19 protein-coding genes are annotated in these 19,823 nt (G+C 65.2%); 8 read left to right on the plus strand and 11 right to left on the minus strand.

Annotated features, from left to right (window positions below):
• The 8 genes from NCO8_RS13390 to NCO8_RS13425 are packed head-to-tail and all read right to left on the minus strand — an operon-like array spanning position 1 to position 5,497.
• Positions 1-216 carry a tautomerase family protein gene (locus tag NCO8_RS13390; protein ID WP_067640136.1) on the minus strand — a complete coding sequence of 72 codons (216 nt, stop codon included), beginning with the start codon at positions 214-216 and terminating at the stop codon, positions 1-3.
• Positions 217-254: 38 nt separating this feature from the next.
• Positions 255-590, minus strand: coding sequence for a monooxygenase system ferredoxin subunit (locus NCO8_RS13395; protein WP_067639376.1), 336 nt, complete (start codon positions 588-590; stop codon positions 255-257).
• A gap of 17 nt (positions 591-607) precedes the next feature.
• Entirely contained in the window at positions 608-1,657 is a 1,050-nt protein-coding gene (locus NCO8_RS13400) for a 2Fe-2S iron-sulfur cluster-binding protein (protein WP_067639378.1), read from the minus strand.
• A 1-nt stretch (position 1,658) separates the two neighbouring features.
• Positions 1,659-2,648, minus strand: a complete 990-nt coding sequence (locus NCO8_RS13405; protein ID WP_067639380.1) for a ferritin family protein — start codon at positions 2,646-2,648, stop codon at positions 1,659-1,661.
• 18 nt (positions 2,649-2,666) lie between these two features.
• Entirely contained in the window at positions 2,667-2,975 is a 309-nt protein-coding gene (locus tag NCO8_RS13410; RefSeq protein WP_218022665.1) for an MmoB/DmpM family protein, read from the minus strand.
• 8 nt (positions 2,976-2,983) lie between these two features.
• Positions 2,984-3,238 (minus strand): toluene-4-monooxygenase system B family protein, encoded by a 255-nt coding sequence (locus NCO8_RS13415; protein WP_067639384.1) that lies wholly within the window; start codon positions 3,236-3,238, stop codon positions 2,984-2,986.
• Between the two features lie 11 nt (positions 3,239-3,249).
• Positions 3,250-4,746, minus strand: a complete 1,497-nt coding sequence (locus NCO8_RS13420; protein WP_067639387.1) for a YHS domain-containing protein — start codon at positions 4,744-4,746, stop codon at positions 3,250-3,252.
• A 28-nt stretch (positions 4,747-4,774) separates the two neighbouring features.
• The gene (locus tag NCO8_RS13425) at positions 4,775-5,497 is read right to left on the minus strand and encodes a hypothetical protein (protein WP_067639389.1); all 723 of its coding nucleotides are present in this window, start codon (positions 5,495-5,497) and stop codon (positions 4,775-4,777) included.
• A gap of 244 nt (positions 5,498-5,741) precedes the next feature.
• Between NCO8_RS13425 and NCO8_RS13430 the strand changes: the two genes are divergently transcribed.
• The 6 genes from NCO8_RS13430 to NCO8_RS13455 all read left to right on the plus strand — a co-directional run bounded on the left by NCO8_RS13430 (position 5,742) and on the right by NCO8_RS13455 (position 12,722).
• A complete protein-coding gene (locus NCO8_RS13430) occupies positions 5,742-6,593 on the plus strand; it encodes an HpcH/HpaI aldolase/citrate lyase family protein (protein ID WP_067639391.1) in 852 nt (283 codons plus the stop codon).
• A gap of 1 nt (position 6,594) precedes the next feature.
• The gene (locus NCO8_RS13435; protein ID WP_067639393.1) at positions 6,595-7,770 is read left to right on the plus strand and encodes a PucR family transcriptional regulator; all 1,176 of its coding nucleotides are present in this window, start codon (positions 6,595-6,597) and stop codon (positions 7,768-7,770) included.
• A gap of 144 nt (positions 7,771-7,914) precedes the next feature.
• Entirely contained in the window at positions 7,915-9,372 is a 1,458-nt protein-coding gene (gene lpdA / locus NCO8_RS13440; RefSeq protein ID WP_067639395.1) for a dihydrolipoyl dehydrogenase, read from the plus strand.
• A gap of 11 nt (positions 9,373-9,383) precedes the next feature.
• Positions 9,384-10,442 (plus strand): pyruvate dehydrogenase (acetyl-transferring) E1 component subunit alpha, encoded by a 1,059-nt coding sequence (gene pdhA, locus NCO8_RS13445; RefSeq protein WP_157104903.1) that lies wholly within the window; start codon positions 9,384-9,386, stop codon positions 10,440-10,442.
• Between the two features lie 19 nt (positions 10,443-10,461).
• Positions 10,462-11,445 (plus strand): alpha-ketoacid dehydrogenase subunit beta, encoded by a 984-nt coding sequence (locus NCO8_RS13450; protein ID WP_210740120.1) that lies wholly within the window; start codon positions 10,462-10,464, stop codon positions 11,443-11,445.
• A gap of 53 nt (positions 11,446-11,498) precedes the next feature.
• Entirely contained in the window at positions 11,499-12,722 is a 1,224-nt protein-coding gene (locus NCO8_RS13455) for a dihydrolipoamide acetyltransferase family protein (protein ID WP_245655370.1), read from the plus strand.
• A 686-nt stretch (positions 12,723-13,408) separates the two neighbouring features.
• Here the strand turns inward: NCO8_RS13455 and NCO8_RS13460 are convergent.
• The 3 genes from NCO8_RS13460 to NCO8_RS33015 form a co-directional block, all read right to left on the minus strand.
• On the minus strand, positions 13,409-14,962 hold the full coding sequence (locus tag NCO8_RS13460) for an MFS transporter (protein WP_067640142.1): 1,554 nt from the start codon (positions 14,960-14,962) through the stop codon (positions 13,409-13,411).
• A 118-nt stretch (positions 14,963-15,080) separates the two neighbouring features.
• Positions 15,081-16,064, minus strand: a complete 984-nt coding sequence (locus NCO8_RS13465) for a dimethylarginine dimethylaminohydrolase family protein (RefSeq protein WP_174550321.1) — start codon at positions 16,062-16,064, stop codon at positions 15,081-15,083.
• Between the two features lie 831 nt (positions 16,065-16,895).
• The gene (locus NCO8_RS33015) at positions 16,896-17,213 is read right to left on the minus strand and encodes an MmyB family transcriptional regulator (protein ID WP_067639401.1); all 318 of its coding nucleotides are present in this window, start codon (positions 17,211-17,213) and stop codon (positions 16,896-16,898) included.
• A 417-nt stretch (positions 17,214-17,630) separates the two neighbouring features.
• Between NCO8_RS33015 and NCO8_RS13475 the strand changes: the two genes are divergently transcribed.
• Together NCO8_RS13475 and NCO8_RS13480 are read left to right on the plus strand one after the other, a co-directional pair.
• Complete coding sequence (locus NCO8_RS13475; RefSeq protein WP_157104904.1) at positions 17,631-18,428, plus strand: DJ-1/PfpI family protein; 798 nt, start codon at positions 17,631-17,633, stop codon at positions 18,426-18,428.
• 207 nt (positions 18,429-18,635) lie between these two features.
• On the plus strand, positions 18,636-19,769 hold the full coding sequence (locus tag NCO8_RS13480; protein ID WP_210739971.1) for a lipase family protein: 1,134 nt from the start codon (positions 18,636-18,638) through the stop codon (positions 19,767-19,769).
• Positions 19,770-19,823: the final 54 nt, after the last annotated feature.

A 19,823-nucleotide genomic window follows, 5' to 3' on the forward strand; every position in this document is an offset into this window, starting at 1 on the left:
TCAATTCTCCTCGGGGTCGTTTTCGTATTCGTATTCATCGCAGAACAGGTAACCGTTGCGGCCCCAGTCCTCGCGGCTGACGTCGGTGAAAATGAAATTGATGGTCTGCGGTTTACATTTGGCGATGCGGGCAATTTCCGGGGTCAGCACCTTGATCATTTCGCGCTTCTGCTCCAAGGTGCGACCGGGGAACCAGTCGATTCTGACGAATGGCATGTTTCGGTCCTCCACAAAAAACTGGGGTCGACAAGTGTCTACGAGTGCGCGACTTTCGGTGTGTCTCCCGTCGGATCCACGTAGATGTCCTCGCCATCGATCTTGACCGGGTAACGTGCGAGTTCCGCGTGCCCCGGGTTGATGCCTTTGCACGTGTTCAGGTCGAATTGCCACAGATGCAGCCGGCAGGTGAGCTTGGTCCCCGCCAGCTCTCCTTCGACGAGTTCCACCTGCTGGTGCGGGCAGATCGCCTGGGTGGCAACGATTTCCCCGCCGTCCAGGTGGGCGATCAGAATTTCCTGGTCCCCGACGGTGAACGACTCCATGTCGCCCTCCCACAAATCGTCGAGGGACGTGACGCGTTCGAAGGCCATGCTCGTACTGCTCCTTCTCAGAAGAATCTGTCGTAGTGGATCTGCTCGACCGGAATACGCCACTCCAGCACCAGCATTCGCACCACGGCATCGGTCATCGGTGGTGGACCGGCGATGTAGATGTCGCGGTCGGCCAGCTCGGCCGGGCCTGCTGCGGCCAGGGCCTCGTGTACATATCCGCGGGGCCCGTCCCAGTCGTCCTCGTCGGCGGCAGAGAGGACCTCCACGAAACGGACCTGCGACAACGCGCCCGAGATCTCGGCGACGAATTCCTGCGCACAGCGGTCGCGGCAGGCGCGACCGCCGTAGAAGAAGTCCAATCGGCGACGGCTCGCGTCCGGGCGGACAGCCAGCCCACGAGCTACCGACACCATCGGCGCCAGTCCGGATCCACCTGCCACGCAGACGATGTCGCGGTCGGTGTCCTGCAGGTGTGCGTTGCCATAGGGGCCGTCCAGGTGCACCACGGCACCCCTGGTCAATCCAGTCACCCGCCCCGACACCGCGCCATCCGGTACCCGTTTGACCTGAAATTGCCAAATCCCCTCAGGATTAGCCAGATTCGACATCGAGTAGGCGCGTTCGGTGTGCGCGGGCCCGCCGGCGACGCCGTCGAGACCGACCATGGCGAACTGCCCGGGCAGGAAGTCGGCAGGGCGGTCGGTGACGATGGTGATCTCGACCAGATCGTGGGTCAGCGGACGAACCGCGGTGACTTCGCCGCTGAACCGGCGGGGTCGGGCGTGGCCACTGGGCCACTGCGGGTTCAGTAGCAGCTGGGCGGTGAGGTCACCCAGCGGAACCGTCTGGCAGGCGAGCTGTTTGCCCTTGCGGCGATCCCGTGCGGTCAGACCGGCCGGCTCCTCCTGGAGTACCGCGACTTCGCCGTCCTCGACGACGAACTTGCAGGTGCCACATCCCCCGCTGTTGCATTCGTAGGCAGCCGGGACCCCGGCCCGCAGGGCGGCACGCAGCAGCGTGTCGCCCTGCGAGCAGGGGAACGACGACGCGCCGGGAACGGAGACCGCGTAGGTCTCGTCTCGACGGGTCATGGCGTCGGGTGACATCTCAGGCTCCGAGCGGCAGCTGCGCGCGGAAGGAACGAGTGGCGGCGAGCGCATTGTCCGTCGCGTCGGGGTTGTCGGCCAGGCCCGCGCTGAAGATGCCGATGGCAGCCTCCCCGAGGGGAACCCATTTGGTGAGCCACCCGTTGATGACGTCGATGTTCGCCGGGTTCTGCACGAGGTAGCGCACCAGCTCCACCGACCACCGGCGCGAGCGTTCGCTGTCACGCAGTGCCGCCTCGCTCAGGAGCGCGAACAAAATGTCACCGTGACGGCGGGCGCTGACGCCCTGCTGCCGGAAGAACGCTTCGTCGATCGCCGGTTTGGCCACGAGGTTGAGTGCGACGAACGCTTCGGCCCAATCCCATGTCGCCAGAATGGATTCCATCAGTTCGCGGAAACCCTGCCAGGCGGGCAGTGTCTCCCACAGCCGTCGCTCGTTCTCGCCGAACCCGGCGGAGGGATGTGACTGCGCGAGTTCGGCCGTGCGGTAGGCGGTGTGCGAGAGCCAGCGCAGGGAGTCGGCGGACTGGAACGCCGCGCAGTTGCAGATGGTGCTCGCCGGCGCCATGTGTACCAGGTAGGCGCTGGCCATCTGCACGGTGTGCAGCAGGTAGCGGCCGGGGGCGTAGCGCTCGGCCAGACTGGTGACCCACTCGGCGTCGAGGCTCTTGTCGTGCTCCTCGTCGCTGTGCTGATCGAGCAGGCCGTCGATGTAGTTCTCCTGGCCGTCCTGCAGGATGTTGTAGGTGCGGTAGACCAGTTCGTCCGGGTCGCGGAACCCGTCGAAGTCCTCGTGCTGGATCGGGCTGCCGTTGCGGTACTTGCGGTACCAGTCGGCCATCACCCCGCGGTGCCCGACGTCCCAGGGCTCGGCCTTGTCGCGGGTGTGCCACAGCAGGTTCGTCGAGACGATCTCGTACTCGCTGGGGCGCCTGCGGCGCTTGGCGAGGTGGCTCCACGTCTTGAGGGGCTTCATCGTTGTCTCGGTCATGATCTCTCCTCGAATTCCTCAGCCGGCCCGGTGTGCCAGGAAGAAGCGCACCTGCTCGGTGCCTGTCTCGATGCGTCCGACGAAGGACGGCATGCTGATCTCCAACTCGCGCATCTGGAACGGACGGCCGAGCTGTTCCTCGATGGTGGTGCGGCGCAGCACGCACTGGCCGCCGTCGACCTCGACGCGGACATACGAGCCGCGGTTGCGGACGTCGACACGCTGGCCGGGGTTGTCTATGGCTGCGGCCTCGGCGACGGCTTCGGCGAGCTCACCGGACTGCACCACGGGGCCGACCGGATCTGCGATGGGGGTTTCGGTGCTCACGGGCTGCCTCACTCGAAGTAGAACTCGACGGTTTGGGTCGGTTCCAGGCCCGACTCACTGATCCGCATATCGCGGGGGAACGGTTCCTCGGCGCCTTGGGCACGGGCCCGGATGGTCTTGCCGGGCTGGTCGGGGACGTGGATTCCCACCGAGTGCTCGGCCGCCGCGCGGGCGAGTTCGTCCATCGTGAACTCGGTGTCGGCGGGCACGAGCTTGAGCACGAAATCGCCGTGGAAGTGGGAGGAAACGGGAAACGCTGTCATCGTCGCTGCTCCTAGCTGGCGGTCGGAATGGCTTGGCGGTACTTGTCGAGCCAGGCGAAGCCGTGGGCGTCCTCGCCGCCGGGTCCGATCACACCGAGGCCCATGTATTCGAGGACACCCTCGAGGTTCGCCGGCTGGATATCGCCGCCGAGGAAGCGGTCGATCAGATTGCGGTGGTGGCGGTAGCGCTCGGGGTCCTGGGTGAAGATCCACTTGTCGACCTCGGAAGCGAAGTGGTACTTGCGGCCCTCGTGCACCAGGCTGATGTCTTTCAGCGTCTTGCCCGGCGTCCCGACGATCGGCAGCTGCGACACGTTGCACACCATGGGCAACGTCCCCGGGACCGTCTTGTCGGTGCGGCCCTGCACGAAGTTGTCGATCATGACGTCCCAGACCTTGCCGAAGGTGTCGTTCCAGCCGGGGTACTTCTCCTCGAGCCAGTCCCGCTCCTCCGGGCTGACCCCGGCGGCCGGGTTCCACCACAGCGTGGGCCGCCACGAATAGGTGCCCAGCTGCTGACCGTGGTGATGCTCGTCGAGGTCGGCCATGAAAATGTCCCAGTACCAGGGCTTCTTCAGCCCGAGGTCCTCGATCGACTTGATGAACTGGGTGACGATCCACTCCTGCATGAACTCCTTGAAGGAGCTCTCGCGCACATCCAGCGGGACGTAGTAGTCCATCGGGATGCCGGACAGAATGGTGAACAGCCGGTAGGAGCGCCAGAATGAGACGTCGATGTGGTTCTGCGCCTTGTCCTTCTGACCGTTCTCGATCAGCATCTGCAGCAGCGGCGTACCGAGCTGGGCGTGGCGTGCCTCGTCGGACTGGATCGACTGGATCAGCTTGGAGAAGGTGAAATCGCCTGCGTTGGCGGCGTCACCGGACAGGCCGATGAACTGCAGGTTGGTGAAGCCGGTCTCGAAGGCGAAGTTCGCATAGATCGAGGTGGTCACCGCGTCGCGGGTCATCATGATGTCGTCGAAGTAGTGACGCGCACCGAGCGCGACCCAGTTGTTCGACCACATGGTCTGGTGCGACCAGTCGAATTGGCGGTCCTTGCCGACGTATTCGTGCGGGAAGAACAGCTGGATCTGGCCGTGGCGCATTTCGTCGAGCATCCCGAAGGTGGCCATGTTCCGCATCCCGGGCGCCTTACACCAGCGGACGAACCGGGCCTCCTGCAAGGAAGCGCCGTATTCGACAAGAGCAACGGCCGCGTAGTGCTCCTTGAGGATATTGATCCAACCCGGGTCCGCCTTGTTGTACAGGTCGGCGCGTTCGAGCGCCGCCTTCACCGAATACGCGCCTTCGTCCTTCTGCCGCTGGACGTCCACGTATTCGCGGTAGGACACCTTGTAGGGCTCGTCGTAGGTGCCCCACACCTGTGCCGGAATACCTTCGCCACCCGACATCTCCGGGGGGAACAGTTCGTCTTCGGTGATGTAGCACGGTGTCCATTCCGTGGAGCGCGCCAGGTCGTACCAGGCATCGCGGTCCAGAAGTGCCATGAGGTTTCCTTCCTCGTTGATCTGATGGTCAGTTGCCGTGGAAGCTGCCGAGCGGGCCTTCGCCCCCCGGGTAGCAGAAGGTGATGTCGGGCGAGTAGAAACCGAAGGTGACCGTGAGCGGATCGGCGGGCCGCAGGTCGTAGATCGGTGAATCCGGGTCGAGGAACTCCAGTGACTCCACGGCGAAGCCACCGGCGGTGTCCATGACGAACGGGTAACGGCCACTGGTGAATCCACCGCCGTCAGCCCGGGTGATGTACCGCAGCTGACCGGTGGCGCGGGTCAGCGGCGACTCGTCGATGCGCACGGTTGTGCGGATGGTCGGTACCCCGTCGAGCATGGTCGTCGCGACCACCGAGGTCGCCGTCACCTCGAGCGTGGTCTCGCCGTGGGACGCGGGCACCCCGCGCTCGGCGGCGTAGCGGATCATCGGCTCACTGCTGTTGAAGTAGTGCGTCCACCATCGGGCCGGCGTTCCCGCCTCGGTGTCGAGTCCGTCGAGATCCGCACCGAGATAGGTCAGCGAGTACGCACCGAAGGAGTCGGTGTCCTCGGCCGCGTTCGAGGTCTGTCCCGGATCGGCGACGAGATACTGGTTCATGAAGACCTCGCCGGAGGCCTTGGGGGTGAGTCCGGCCGGGACCAGCGCCTTCACCTTCTCCGGGTCGGCGGGCAGCCAAACCAGGTACAGCATCTGACAGTTGGCGATCAGCTGCGGGGCGTGCAGCGCACTGCCTGCGACCTGCGACATCGGCTACCTCCGTGGTGTGTACTGGGTCACTCTGTGGTGCGGATCACCAAACAATGCGCGGTCGCGGCGCGAAAAGACCTGCCCGCTCTGGACAAGTTCGCCGGCCCGGTTGTCCACGATGAATAAAAACGCAGGTCACAGCCATGCCGACCCAGGAGTAGTGCGCACACAGGCCACTAGGCAACTCTCGGGTACTCCAGAACGGACAGCGCCTTGGCGGTGCTCGGCGCGTACGGTCGCGGTCATGTCATCAGGTGTGCAAACCCCTACCGTCCCGAGCAGCACGATCTCGATCGAATTCGCCCGTTCGTGGCTGCTGGTGTCCGCAGCCGAGACGCACCGATTCGGGGCACCAACCGAAGCGGATGTCACCGTCATCGACCTCGAGGACGGAGTGGTCGGCGAACGCCGGGCCACCGCGCGCCACGAGGTGGTGCGCTTCTTGCAGACCTCCGACGCCTGGGTGCGCATCAACCCCTGCGGCACGACCGATTACTCAGCAGATGTGACCGCGCTGCAGTCGGTACCCGGGCTCCAGGGCGTGGTCCTGGCGAAAACCGAGTCGGCCGAACAGATTTCGACACTGGTCACTGATCTGCCCGGCATCGCGGTTGTTGCCCTGGTAGAAACGGCGCTGGGGATCGAATGTGCCTTCGAGATCGCGTCCACACCGGGAACGACACGTCTGGCCTTCGGCAAAGGCGACTATCGCCGCGACACCCTCACCGCCGACGAACCCGGTGCGCTGGCTTACGCCCGCGGCCGTCTGGTGAACGCCAGCCGCGCCGCCCGTCTACCCGGCCCGATCGACGGCCCTTGCCTGGCGGGGATGCCCGCACTGGAGGAGGCGACCAAGCTTGCCTCCGACGCAGGCATGACCGGGCTGCTGTGTATCGACCCGACCGATGCACCCGTCATCAACCGGCGCTTCGTGCCCTCCCCCGCCGACATCACCTGGGCCATGACAGTCATCGATCGGCTCGGCGAGAACGGGGAGAACATCACGGCCGGCTGCGATCTGCCCATGCTCGCGCGGGCCCGTCGAATCCTGATGCTGGTCGAAGTCTTCGAGTCCTCACCCGCACTTCCGCGATGACATGGTGAATTCTGTCGACCTCGTTGCCGCCTGTCGCACCGAAGTCGCGGTCCTCACCGACCGGTTGATCGACCAGATATTCACCGACAATCCGGCATGGACGGATTACTCGCCGGTGACCCGGACAGATCTCGCCGACGGTTGCGGCCGATACCTGACGCGACTACTGGATCTGTTGGAAAGGCCGACCGACAGCGCCGATGATGACGTGGCGGCCCGGATCGGTCGTCGCCGCGCCGAGCAGGGTGTCCCGATGGAAGCGATGCTCCGTACTTTTCGCCTGGGCGGCCGCATCGTGTGGGAATTGCTGCTCGACAAGGCGAGCGATTTCCCGCCCGAGCATATCCGGGCCGCGGGCACAGCCTTGTGGACAGCAATCGACAGCCTGTCCTCGGCATTGGTCACCGCCTATCGCACAACCGAACTCGAACAATTGCGGTGTGACGAGCGCCGACGCCACGCTCTGCTCGAGGACCTGATCTCGGGCCGGGCCGAGGGCGACGGAGCGTTCATCACACGGGCGGCGCGTGATCTCGGCCTGCCCGTGAGGAGCGGGTATCTCGTGGTGGTCTGCGATCGCGACAACACGATGCAGCATGCGCCCGAGTTCGCGCTGTCCGCGGTGGGCATCCGATCCCTGTGGCACGACCGGGCCGATTCCACCGTCGGTGTCGTCGCGGTCGAAAAGCACGACCCGACCCTGGTGCTGCGTCGGATCAGTCAACACGTCGGCGGCCGGGCGGGCGCGTCTCCGCTGGTCACCGGCCTCGATCAGGTTGCCCGCGCGCACCCGCTGGCATTGCTGGCACTGCACACGGTGCCCGACACCGCCACCGGACTGGTCTCACTCGACGAGCGCCTCCCGCAGGCGTTGCTGATCCGTTCGCCCGACCTGATGAACATGCTGGTCACCACCATCTTGGGCCCGGTGCTGGCGCTCCCCGACGTCGAACGGACCACCCTGCTGCAAACACTGTCGGCGTGGCTCGCCCACAATTGCTCGGCGGCGAACGCGGCCACCGGTCTGCACTGCCACCGCAATACGGTCATCAATCGATTGCATCGGGTGGCGACCCTGCTCGGTCGTCCCATCGAAGGGCAGCGCAGTTATGTCGAACTGTCACTGGCCCTGTTCGCTCTCGAACTACTCGACCCCGCCCTGGTGCGCTCGCGCTGATTGTGCGCTGCGCACAGTGACACGTGGCGAACACTGGGCGCTGCGGCGATGGTGCGGACTTTTTGCCGCTGGAACACTCGAATGTGACTGAGCCCCTTCATATCCGGAGCGGTTCGGAACCATCGATGACGAGGAGCACCACGAGTGCGGGATTTCGATCTATTGGTAATCGGCGGGGGTCCCGGCGGATATGTCGCCGCCATCCGCGCGGCCCAGCGCGGCTTACAGGTCGGGTTGGTGGAGAAGGAACGACCGGGCGGAGTGTGCCTCAATTGGGGGTGCATTCCTACCAAGGCGATGCTCAGATCCGCCGAGGTGTTCCAGACCCTCAGCGCCGCGCGCGAATTCGGAATTCGAGCCGATAATGTGGGATTCGACTTCACTGCGGTACGCGAACGCAAAGACGGCATCGTCGACCAGCTCACCGGTGGTGTCACGGGGCTGCTTGCGGCCAACAAGGTGACGATGATCGAGGGCCATGCGCGCTTCCTCGGGCCGACAGAAGTCGAGGTGCTGACAGTCGGTGAGTCCCCGGTCTTTCCCGGCGGGCCCCGCTACGGCGCAGCGCCGACCACCACCGCCACCCGCACCGTGACCGCGACCGATGTCATCGTCGCCACCGGTTCCGTCCCCGCCACCCTGCCTGTACCCGGCGCGGATCTGTCGGGGGTGATCACCTCCGACGGCGCGTTCGGGCTCACCGACATCCCCGGCAGGCTGGTGGTGATCGGAGGCAGCGCGGTCGGTGCGGAATGGGCCGACCTCTTCGCGAGCTTCGGCAGCCACGTCACGATCGTCGAGATGCGCGACTGCCTCGTTCCGCTCGAGGACAGCGACATCGGCCGGGCGCTGGGTCAATCGTTCACCAAGCGCGGGATCGAGGTACTCACCGGCACGACCGTCGAACGGATCGAGCAATCGCCCACCACCGGATTGCGGGTCCGGGTCACCGGGGCGGCCGCCGCCGAACTCGATGCCGACGTCGTCCTGGTCGGGGTGGGTCGCCGCCCCAACACCGCGCACCTCGACTTGGCCGCCGCCGGCGTCGCCACCGACGAGCGCGGATTCGTCGTCATCGACGACGAACTGCGAACCTCGGTCGAGCACGTCTATGCCATCGGCGATGTGACCGGCCGGGCCATGCTGGCCCACGTCGCCTCACACCAGGGCCTGGCCGCCGCCGACACTATCGCCGGTCACCCCGCGAAGATCGACTACACGGTGATCCCGGCCGCGACCTTCACCCATCCCGAGATCGCCTCCGTCGGCCTGACCGAACAGGCGGCGCGTGCGGCGGGCCACCAGGTGCTCACCGCGCGGTTCCCGTTCGGCGCGCTGGGCCGGTCGCTGACCGTCGGCACTACCGAGGGGTTCGTGAAAATTATTGCCGGACAAACCTTCCGGGAAGTTCTCGGGGTGCACATCATCGGCCCGTCGGCCGGTGACCTGATCACCGAGGGCGCGCTGGCCATCGCCCTGGAGGCGACCCTCGACGAGCTGGCCGACACGATCCACGCGCACCCCACCTTCGGTGAGATCGGCATGGAAGCGGCCCTGGCCGGGCTCGGCCTGCCGGTCCACACTGCGCCACGCACACGTTGAGGAGCTCCCCTGTGACCATCATCGACACCACTGTCGACCACACCGATGAGCGAATCGCGGCCGAGCCGCCCGACACACTGCGCACCCTCTACCGCGACATGCTGTTCGTCCGACGGTTCGAGGAACGCACAGCACGCAGCTACCAGCAGGCGCTCATCGGCGGTTACTGCCATCTCAACCTCGGTGAAGAAGCCACCGTGATCGGAGTGGGCGCTGCGATGCGTCCCACCGACTACTTGTTCACCAACTACCGCGAACACGGATACGCATTGGCCAAAGGGATCGACCCCGGGCGCGTGATGGCCGAGCTGTACGGCCGCTCCACCGGCACTTCCAAGGGGTGGGGCGGGTCGATGCACATGTTCGACACCGCCACCCGCATGCTCGGCGGCTACGCAATCGTCGGTGGTCAGGTGCCGCTGGCGGTCGGTGCCGCGATGGCCATCGACTACCGTGGCGGCGACGAGGTCGTGGTGTGCCAGATGGGTGAGGGCACAACCAATATCGGCGCCTTCCACGAGTCGCTCAATATCGCGGCACTGTGGCGGCTGCCCATCGTATTCCTGGTGGTCAACAACCAGACCGGGATGGGCACGACCGTGGAGCGGTCCTCCGCGGAGCCGGAACTGTGGAAACGTGCGGCGGCGTATCGGATGCACGGTCACCGCGTCGACGGGACCGACGTACTCGCCGTCCGCGACAGCGCTTCGCAACTCATCGAGGCAGCACGCAGCGACGGCACCCCCGCGCTCCTCGAGGCGGTCAGCTACCGGCTCAAAGGCCATTCTGTGGTCGACCCGGCCAAGTATCGCAGCGAAGATGCTGTGTCGGACGCGCGTGATAACGACCCCATCCTCCGCTGGCAAGCGATGCTCACCGCGACAGGCGTCCTCGACGAGGACACTCTCGGCGAAATCGAAACCGAGGTCAACGAAAAGGTCGCCGCAGCAGTGGAATTCGCCGAATCCAGCCCGCATCCCGAGCCGACCAGCCTGTTCGACTACAACTACGCGACGCCGGTCGCGGGCGATTCGCGCCGCCTGCCCGCCGACCCGCTCTTCACCTCCTGAGGACATCACCGTGGCTGTCATGACCTACCGCGAAGCACTGCGCGAGACCCTGCGCGAGCAGATGCGCGGCGACGACGACATCTTCCTGATCGGGGAAGAAATCGGCGTCTTCGAGGGCTCCTACAAGATCACCGCGGGCCTGCTCGCCGAGTTCGGCGAGAAACGGGTGCGCGACACCCCGATCGCCGAGGAAGGGTTCGTCGGTGCCGCCATCGGTGCCGCGATGCTCGGCCTGCGCCCCATCGTCGAGATCATGACGATCAACTTCTCCCTCCTGGCGCTGGACCAGATCGTCAACCACGCCGCGAAGATCTACGGCATGTTCGGTGGGCAGACCAGCGTGCCGATGGTGATCCGCACCCCCGGCGGCGGTGGTCAGCAACTCGGCGCCACGCACTCGCAGAATATCGAGCTGTACTACGCGTTCGTTCCGGGGCTGAAAGTCGTCGCTCCCAGCACCCCTGCCGACGCGCGAGCCCTGCTGAAGGCGGCCATCGCGGACGACGATCCCGTGTTGTTCCTGGAGAACCTCTCCCTCTACAACACCAAAGGCGAAGTGCCCGAGGATATTCCCCCCGCCCAGATCGGGAAGGCAGCGGTCACCCGCATCGGCACCGACATCACTCTCATCGGCTACTCCCGAATGGCCACCATCTGCACCGAGGTCGCCGAACGCCTTGCCGCCGAAGGGTTCTCGGCCGAGGTAATCGATCTGCGCAGTCTGCGACCGCTCGACCGCGCGACCCTCGTCGAGTCCGTCCGCAAGACCGGATGTGCGGTAATCGGCGAAGACGACTGGCTCACCTACGGCATCGGCGCGGAGGTGGCGGCCTCGATCTCCGACGGCGCCTTCGACTACCTCGACGCACCCGTGCGCCGGGTCGCGATGGCCGAGGTACCCCTCCCCTATGCGAAACCGCTCGAACGACTCGCCCTGCCCTCGGCCGAATCCCTGTACGCCGCAGCCGTCGAGACCCTCGCTGCCGTCGGCAAGAAGCGCTGAACCCCTGGAGAACTGACATGCCCGAAATCACCATGCCCCGGCTCTCCGACACCATGGAGGAAGGGGTCGTCGTCGCCTGGCTCAAAAAGGTCGGCGACACCGTCGAACCCGGTGAGATCCTCGCCGAGATCGAAACCGACAAAGCGCTGATGGAACTCGAAGCCTACGACCACGGTGTTCTCGAACAGATCCTCGCCACCGAAGGAACCCGAGTCGCGATCGGTGCGCCGATCGGGATGATCGGCGACGGGACCGCAACGACCGCCCCCGCCCCGCCGCCGGTCCCCCATCAGCGCGCCGTGCTGGACCAGCCTCCGAACGCAGCCGCTCTTGTCCAGGCGAACGCCTCGACGAGCGGTAACGCCCCCCGTGCATCCGTCTCCCGACCCAAAGCCTCCCCACTCGCGCGCAAGATCGCCGCAGAACGCGGCATCGACATCACCGCCCTGACAGGCACCGGACCAGGCGGACGCATCACCCGCCAAGATGTCGAAAACGCGGCCGACACAACGTCACCCGAAAACCCCGGCACCACCACATCATCGGCCGGATCGCCGGCAACTCCGTCCTCCACCACCACTACCTGCGACCACGAGCAGATCCCGTTGACCACCGTCCAGCAAATCTCGGCAACCCGGCTGACCGAGAGCAAGCAAACCGCACCACACATATATCTGACGGTCACCATCGATGTCACGGAGCTGCTGGCGTTCCGCACCCGGCTCAACGACACACTCGCCACCACAGGAACCGGAAAGATCAGTCTGAACGACCTCTTGATCAAAGCGGTCGCCACAACCCTCCGTTCCCATCCTGCCGTCAACGTCTCGTTCGCGGGCGACCACCTCTTGCGCCACCATCACATCAACATCGGAATGGCCGTCGCCACACCGACCGGCCTGCTCGTCCCCGTCCTGCACGACGCCGACCGCAAGAGCATCACCGAAATCGCCACAGAAAGCCGTGACAAAGCCGAACGCGCCCGAAACCGCAAACTCCGCACCGACGAAATGAGCGCAGGCACCTTCACCATCTCCAACCTCGGCATGTACGGCATCCGACACTTCACCGCCGTCATCAATCCCCCAGAAGCCGCCATCCTCGCGGTCGGTGCGGTAACAGATCAACTTCGTTTAGCCGGTGACGAAGTCGTAGCCCGCAAAACCCTCCAAACGACAATGTCAGCCGACCACAGAGCTATCGATGGAGCTGTGGCCGCGCGATTCCTGCACGACCTCATGACGGTGCTGGAGAATCCACTTCGAATAGTGACGTGAGTGTCCGCAACTATCGGCTCACACGCGCTCTCGCGAGGAGCTCTGCCACGACCGGCCAGCCCTGGTCGTCAGCGAGGGCTCATCCCCAGCCATGCGGAGGCACATAAGACGACATGGCTGCGAACGCGCACGAGCGGTTCGAGGAGGCTCGCGAGATGCAGGGATCGGTAAGGTCGCGCAGGCAGCGATTCCGCGACCCCTCGACGCCGAGCGCCGAAATCTGGCCGCCCTGAATACCGGATGCCGTGACTCGAGCAATTTGCGGACGCAGGTCGCGAGGACTAGATCAGTATCCCAAGGTTTGGCCTTCTGTTCCGACTATTGAGGTGATGCGCAGTTGTTCGCTCGCGTATCGAAGCGCGGCGGGGAGTGTGACCGTGGTGGGGACCGCCAGAAACGCGCCCGTGACCCCGAACAAGGCACCCCGGCGGTGACGGTGAGCAGCACGAAACGGTGTGCAGGCTCATTGCGCGATCTGAAACCACGGCAGCAGCAGATTGCTCTCGAGCTGGCCTAGGATGATCATCCACAATTGTCCGATCAACCAACCGCTCACCCAGGCCGCGGCCGTGATCAGGACGACCCGAAGTGACCACCGTGCCAACCAGCGTCCAATCCACTCGACGTCTGACCGCGAGCCGACACGGCCTGTCGTCTTCGACGTCGCGTGTGCGGCGGCTCCGTTATCACCTGTCGGCGAAGTCTTTGCGCGTCTTCTCGTACTCGCCGCCGCTCGTGGACATCGTGAAGGCGCGCGGCGTCAGACGCACTACCAGAAGCGCCGCCAGTACGGTGATGACGGCTCCTACGAACGCGGTCGTGGTCAATGCCGCATCGAACGCGCTACGTGCCTGATCCATGATCGTCTCCCCTGCCTGCCCGCCTACGCGCGCCGCGACTGCCGCCGCGCCACCAACCGAGCCACGTGCGGAGTCCAGATCCGCGCCGGTGAGAGGCAAATCAGTCATGTGCGTGGCGAATATTGCGCCGTGGATGCTGCCCAGCAGCGCGACGCCGACACCTTGCCCGAGGTCGTAGCTGGTTTCCGACACCGCTCCGGCTTGGCCCGCCCGGTCGGCCGGCACCGCAGCGACCAGAACCGACGAGGCGATGGTGGTCACCACTCCCGCGCCCAAGCCCAGCGCGATTTGCACTCCGGCGATTGTGGGATAGGTAGTGGGAACCGGCGCGAAGCCCAGCGTTATGAACCCGGCAACGACCGCGACAAGGCTGGCCCCCATGGTCGTTCGCACTCCAGCCTTGTCCATGACATGGGGCGCGATCAACGCGCCGACGAGCGCGGCAAATGCCACCGGCAAGATGCGCAGACCGGCCTGGATCGGGCTGTAGCCCTGAATATATTGCAGCCACAACGTGAATAGCAGCAGCATGGCGCCCAGTGCGACTTGCGGTACGAAGGTCGCGATCGTAGCCGCGGTGAACGGGCCGCGGCGGAACAGACGCACATCCAGCAGCGGATCGTCGAGGCGAAGTTGACGACGAGCGAACAGAACCAACAACCCCATCGCGAGCGCGAGCACGAGGACATCGCCGAGGGTGAGACCGCCGGCCGCTGTGTGCTTGATACCCCAGGCCAGGGTCATGATGCCCACCACCGACAAAACCGCGCCGACCCAGTCCAGAGAACCACGGCTCGGCGACCGGAATTCGGGTAGCAGCGGGATCGCTACCAGCAGTAGCGCGATCGCACACGGCACGTTGAGCCAGAAGGCCGAGCGCCATCCGTAGTTCTGCACCAGCAAGCCACCGACGACGGGCCCGGCTGCCGCGCCGAGTCCGGTCACCGCAGACCAGACCGCGATCGCTCGCACCCGTTCTCGGTCGTCGGTGAATATGTTGCGGATCATCGACACCGTCGAGGGCATCAGCATCGCCGCACCGATCGCGCACAGCGCGCGCCCCAAGATCAGCTGCCATGACGCCGAGGCGGTAGCTGCGATCACTGAGGCGAGCGCGAACACCACCCATCCGGCGAGGAACATGCGCTTGCGCCCGATCCGGTCGCCGAGACCGCCGCACAGGACCAGTAGTCCCCCCAGTAGCAGCGAGTAGATATCGACAATCCACAACTGCGTCAACGGATCTGGTTGCAAGTCGGTGATCAGCGCAGGGAGTGCGACGTTGAGAATGGTCACGTCCATCATGACCAGGAAGACGCTCGCGCACAGCACGGCGAGCATCCCCCAGCGCGCTCTCGACTCGATTCGCTCACTATTCATATCGGCGTCCTTTGTGGTGCGGATCCCGCGCTGCGCCTTTCGCACAGGCCTCGACGCCGATGCGGGCAATCGCTCGCACCTCGCGTCAGCGACGGAATCTGTATTTACGGTGGCGCGCTCAGTTGGCGCGCAGTAGGGGTTGGGTAGAGCAGCGGAACGCGCCGCCGAACAGGCGCGAGACCGAGAAATCGATGTACTCCACGGTGATCCCGCGCGCCTCGAGTTCCCTGCCGACGCGTTCGAATTCCGGGTCAGTGATGTAGGTGCCCGGGTCGATGGACAGCCCGTTGGTGGCCATGGCAGCGGCTTCGTCTTCGCTGACCTCGATATGTTCCCAATCACGCAGGGCCGCAGGCAATCCAGCGGGAAGGCGCTCAGGGCAGGCGATCATCAGACCGTCGCGGATCAGACTGATAGCGCAATCCAGATGCAGCACGTGCGGCGGTAGCTCGACCTTGCTGACGGTGAAACCGAACGGCACCAAATATTTTGCGAGCCAATGGTATCCGAGCTCGTTGGTGGCCATGCCCGAGCAGCCGACGAAGACCTCGGTGCCCAGCACCAAGACGTCACCGCCCTCGAGGAACGGCCCGGCCCCGGGGTGACCGAGTGGTGATGCCTCCGGTTGCGGCAGGGAGACGTAGCGCGCAGCCGAGGGCACGACCCGATCCAGCAATAGTTGACGACTGGGCAGGACCTCCATCCTGCGATGCGGAAATTGCAGGACACCCTCGATCACGTGCTCGCCTACAGTGAACCAGGGATCACGCACGAAGAAGTTGGCGTAACCGGTCTCACCAGCAGCGGCCCTTTCCGCGTCGTTGAACAACCGCGGTCGCAGCACTTCGACGCCGTGTCGGGTCAGCACTGCCGCCAGCTCGTCGCGTTCGGCTTCCCACGCTGCTTGCTTCTCCGGGTAGACCTCCCTGAAGTCTTTGCCCCACACCGCTTCGAGGATCTCCACCGCGCTGGGTTCCACAGGCATCGAGTGCCCGAGGATCGCGGCATCGGCCGGCGCGCGGAATTCACTTTGGGAAACGACCACGCTTCGCAGCGGTGCGAACTCACTGTCCAATCGCACGTCCATAGCTTCAGCAATCATGGGATCCGAGCGTAAATAGCCGAATCGAGGACTGTCCACCTGTGACAGAGGCCGCACTACCTGCGAAAATGGGCTACTAAGCGGGAGCAAGTGGCGTTGTTATCACAGGACCCGAGAAAATTCGCAACTATACAGCAATCACTTTTCGAGCCGATCGTTATCGAAGTCTGCAGCTGATCACGGCTACGACTGCGCCCGGCCGACAAGTATGCGGCGGTCACCGGCGCCGAGTGGAGCGAGTTCGAGGAGCACTTCGGTCAGCGCAAGGTCGAGCTCGGCGGGTGCGCCCTCCCGTACTGGTCACCGTGCCAGCATGAGCCTGCCTGCATCCGGCGCCCGATGCTGGCGATCAACCCCGAAAGGCTTCCCGTCCGGGCGATTTCGAAATCAACCCTGACCCCCGTCCTCGGCGATGATCGCTCTAGATCCGCGAATGTCCGAACAGCGGTAGGGATGAGCTCCGTGCTCTGACGGCGCTATGCGACCACTGCGTGGGCGGATCTGATTGTCATTTGCGGCTTGCTCGCACTTCGATGGCGTCCATGAACAACTCGAGCGCGACATCGAATTGGTAGCCGAGGCCTCAGTTGGGTCGTGACGTGCGGTCAGTTCGACGGTGCTCGAGAGATGCGTTGCTTGCCGCACTTCCTCTACGGCACGTGAAAGGACCCGCTTGAAATCAGGCTGCCCGGCTCGCCACATCAGCGCGACCTATGGATACCGGCCGACCTCGCTCTTGGGTTCCATCACCTCGAACGCTCCGACCCGATTGGCCAGGATCTCGCAGCGGGGCATGCGCTCGGCTACGGTACCTTGTGGCTCGCGGGCGTGTCAGCAGGTCCAGGCCTCGGCATGCTCGCTCTCGGCCCACAGGGGTAGCAGGTGCAGGCGATCGGCGTCGACGGTCCCTTCCTCGGCGGAGTAGGTGATGATCGACAAGCCCTTCTCGCCTGGCATCGCGAAGCCGTCGAAGCTGACGCGGATCGGTCCGAGGTGGGGGTGGTTGAACGTCATTTCTCCGCAGCGGTGCTCGTGGACCTCCTGCCGGGCCCAGTCCTGCCGGAATTGTGGGCTGCGGGTGGCGAGCTCGCCGATGAGAGCGGTGAGCGCTTCGTTCAGCGGGTCGCGACCGGCGTTGAGGCGCAGCATCGCCGCGGCCGCTCGCCGTGCCTTCGCAGCCCGCTCACCCGCCGACAGTCGTCGAGTTCGGGCAGCCCGACTCGAGCGGGGGTGACCTTGGCTCGTCGTGACATCAGGAAGTCCCGAACCTCGTCCTTCTTGCTCATCAGACCAATCTACGTTCGGCCGGCTAGGGCTGGGGGGCACGGACAGGGCCCCCACCGCCGGCTACGCGGCCCGCCGTCGCGTAGCCGGCGGCCACGCTGCCGGTCCTGGGCGGCGCCGGCGCTTGGCGTCCACGATCCCTGGTGCGAAGCGGAGCCGCAGGTCACAGTCGACCGCACGGATGAATGCACGTGGCAACGGCCATAGGGCGCCCCCGAGGCGCCGTCGTTACGGTGGGGCCCACGTGTCCAGGGATTGTTTTCATTCGGAAAGAGGATCGACGTGACCGCAAAGCCCTCTCGTCGCACCGCGATCACCGGAGGGCTGGCAGGGCTTGTCGCGCTTCCGATGGCGATCTCCGGCTGCTCCTCGGCCGAGGCGACCTCGCATATCGAAGAACACGGTGTAGCGCCCCAGCCCTTCGCGCCGTCAGCGCCCATCAAGGTGGCCATTGTGCTCTACGACGGCATGACGGCCCTCGATGCCATCGGGCCGTACGACCTGATGAACTATGTGCCGAATTTGACGATGCAGTTCGTCGCGATCTCAGCGGATCCGGTTCGCACCGATTCCGGATTGCTGGCGCTCACGCCGACCAACACCTTCGCCGACGCCGACCAGCCGGACGTGCTCCTCGTGCCGGGCGGACCGTCGGCGGCGACGATGTCGAAGAACCCCGAAATGCTGCGGTGGGTGCAGGGAGCCGCTGGGGAGGCCACCTGGGTGGTTTCGGTCTGTACCGGCGCCTTGATTCTCGGTGGGGCGCAGTTGCTGGAGGGGCGACCGGCCACCACACACTGGATCGCGATGGACGCGCTCGCCGGCTTCGGGGCCCAACCCCGACCAGACTCGCGGATTGTGCGCTCCGACAATGTCGTCACCGCGGCCGGTGTGTCGGCGGGGCTGGACGCGGCGTTGTGGCTGATCTCGATGCTGCGGGGTGTCGACGCCGCCGAAACCGCCCAACTGTGCATCGAATACGACCCACAACCGCCGTTCGACAACGGCCATTACGGTAGCGCGAAAGAGGCTACTCGCGCCGACGCGAAGGCACTACTGGCCCACGCCCTCAAACGCTGACCTCGGAGGGACGCAAGCCTGTTGGTGTGCCTACGCTCTCGACAGTCTGCACTCGAGCCGCCGGGAAATCCGAGCGGCTACGCTTCTCGTGATCGCCGCAATCGCTTACCGGTTTCCCCGAGCGTGTTTCGCACTATTCAGTCGCCCAAGAGATCTCGAATGGTCTCGTCGTCGCAAGCTGTCGCTGAGAGACAAAGAGGTGAACAAGTGAAAGGCCGTCCTATCCGTCGTTTCCTTGCCGTTCTGGCCACCACCGCCGCAGTTGGGGTGTCCTCGGTCGCCGTAGCCGTCGCCGACCCGGCCGACCCTGCACCGGGTACGGTCGTGAGCACCGGACCGTTGCCCTCGGTTGCCGAGGTGCCGGGCGCGGCCAAGAGCCAGCGGGTGACCTATTGGACGCGCACCAACAACGACGCACCCGCCCAATCGACCGGCGCGATCTTCCTCCCAGCGGGTAGCCCGCCGGCCGGTGGCTGGCCGGTGGTGTCCTGGGAACACGGCACAGTCGGGTTGGCAGATCACTGCCAGCCCTCGGTTGCCGGGCGAATTCAGCGCGACAACGACTATTTGTCACATTGGCTCGGCCAGGGGTACGCGATCGTGGCCACCGACTATCTGAGCGTCAACGGGGTCCAGCCCTACCTCGACGGCCGCGCCGAGGCCCACTCCGGCATCGACATGGTTCGCGCTGCCCGCAGCATCGAACCATCGTTGTCGTCGAAGTGGGTCGCGATCGGACAATCCCAGGGCGGTGGTGCGGCAGTGTGGACAGCGTCGATGGCGACTCGCTACGCCCCCGAACTCGACTATCGCGGCGCGGTGGCCACCGGGCCCGCCAGCCACGTCGTGGAGGAGATGATTCTGGCCACCAGTCCCGCTGCACCCACAATCGCCAACCCACACACCAACGTCTACCCCGCCTTCGTCCTCGCCGCGCTGCACTCCGCGCGCCCGGACTTCGAGCCCGACTACTATCTCACCCCACGCGGCAAGGACGTCGTGCGCGCCGCGACCACCGTGTGCCTGGACCAACTGGTCGACGTGCACCCCGGCGCCACCATCAAGGACCTGTTCGCGCGTCCGTTGAGCGAAGGAAACTTCGCCGAGATCGGCCACCAAGTCTTCGATGTTCCGGTCACCGGCTACGACCGGCCACTGTTCATCGGACAAGGACTGGCCGACACCGACGTGATCGCTCCAGGCACCATGGCGCTCATTGCCGAACTCGAGGCCAACGGCACCCACCCAGAAGCCCACTTCTACCCCGGCAAAGACCACAGCGCCACCGTGAACGGCTCCCTGCCCGACAGCACACCCTTCGTCGCCCGCCTGCTCGCCTGAACGACATACCCGCTCGGCAACAATTGTCAAAGCAAGTCCCACACAAGGATTAGT

Source organism: Nocardia coubleae NBRC 108252, assembly GCF_001612805.1.
GTDB lineage: Bacteria > Actinomycetota > Actinomycetes > Mycobacteriales > Mycobacteriaceae > Nocardia > Nocardia coubleae.

What these genes read in the sequence shown, in the direction of transcription:
- NCO8_RS13390 (WP_067640136.1), bottom strand. Translation starts at nt 216, where the DNA reads ATGCCATTCGTCAGAATCGACTGGTTCCCCGGTCGCACCTTGGAGCAG.
- NCO8_RS13395 (WP_067639376.1), bottom strand. Translation starts at nt 590, where the DNA reads ATGGCCTTCGAACGCGTCACGTCCCTCGACGATTTGTGGGAGGGCGAC.
- NCO8_RS13400 (WP_067639378.1), bottom strand. Translation starts at nt 1,657, where the DNA reads ATGTCACCCGACGCCATGACCCGTCGAGACGAGACCTACGCGGTCTCC.
- NCO8_RS13405 (WP_067639380.1), bottom strand. Translation starts at nt 2,648, where the DNA reads ATGACCGAGACAACGATGAAGCCCCTCAAGACGTGGAGCCACCTCGCC.
- NCO8_RS13415 (WP_067639384.1), bottom strand. Translation starts at nt 3,238, where the DNA reads ATGACAGCGTTTCCCGTTTCCTCCCACTTCCACGGCGATTTCGTGCTC.
- NCO8_RS13420 (WP_067639387.1), bottom strand. Translation starts at nt 4,746, where the DNA reads ATGGCACTTCTGGACCGCGATGCCTGGTACGACCTGGCGCGCTCCACG.
- NCO8_RS13425 (WP_067639389.1), bottom strand. Translation starts at nt 5,497, where the DNA reads ATGTCGCAGGTCGCAGGCAGTGCGCTGCACGCCCCGCAGCTGATCGCC.
- NCO8_RS13430 (WP_067639391.1), top strand. Translation starts at nt 5,742, where the DNA reads ATGTCATCAGGTGTGCAAACCCCTACCGTCCCGAGCAGCACGATCTCG.
- NCO8_RS13435 (WP_067639393.1), top strand. Translation starts at nt 6,595, where the DNA reads ATGGTGAATTCTGTCGACCTCGTTGCCGCCTGTCGCACCGAAGTCGCG.
- NCO8_RS13450 (WP_210740120.1), top strand. Translation starts at nt 10,462, where the DNA reads ATGACCTACCGCGAAGCACTGCGCGAGACCCTGCGCGAGCAGATGCGC.
- NCO8_RS13455 (WP_245655370.1), top strand. Translation starts at nt 11,499, where the DNA reads ATGGAGGAAGGGGTCGTCGTCGCCTGGCTCAAAAAGGTCGGCGACACC.
- NCO8_RS13460 (WP_067640142.1), bottom strand. Translation starts at nt 14,962, where the DNA reads ATGAATAGTGAGCGAATCGAGTCGAGAGCGCGCTGGGGGATGCTCGCC.
- NCO8_RS13465 (WP_174550321.1), bottom strand. Translation starts at nt 16,064, where the DNA reads ATGATTGCTGAAGCTATGGACGTGCGATTGGACAGTGAGTTCGCACCG.
- NCO8_RS33015 (WP_067639401.1), bottom strand. Translation starts at nt 17,213, where the DNA reads ATGCTGCGCCTCAACGCCGGTCGCGACCCGCTGAACGAAGCGCTCACC.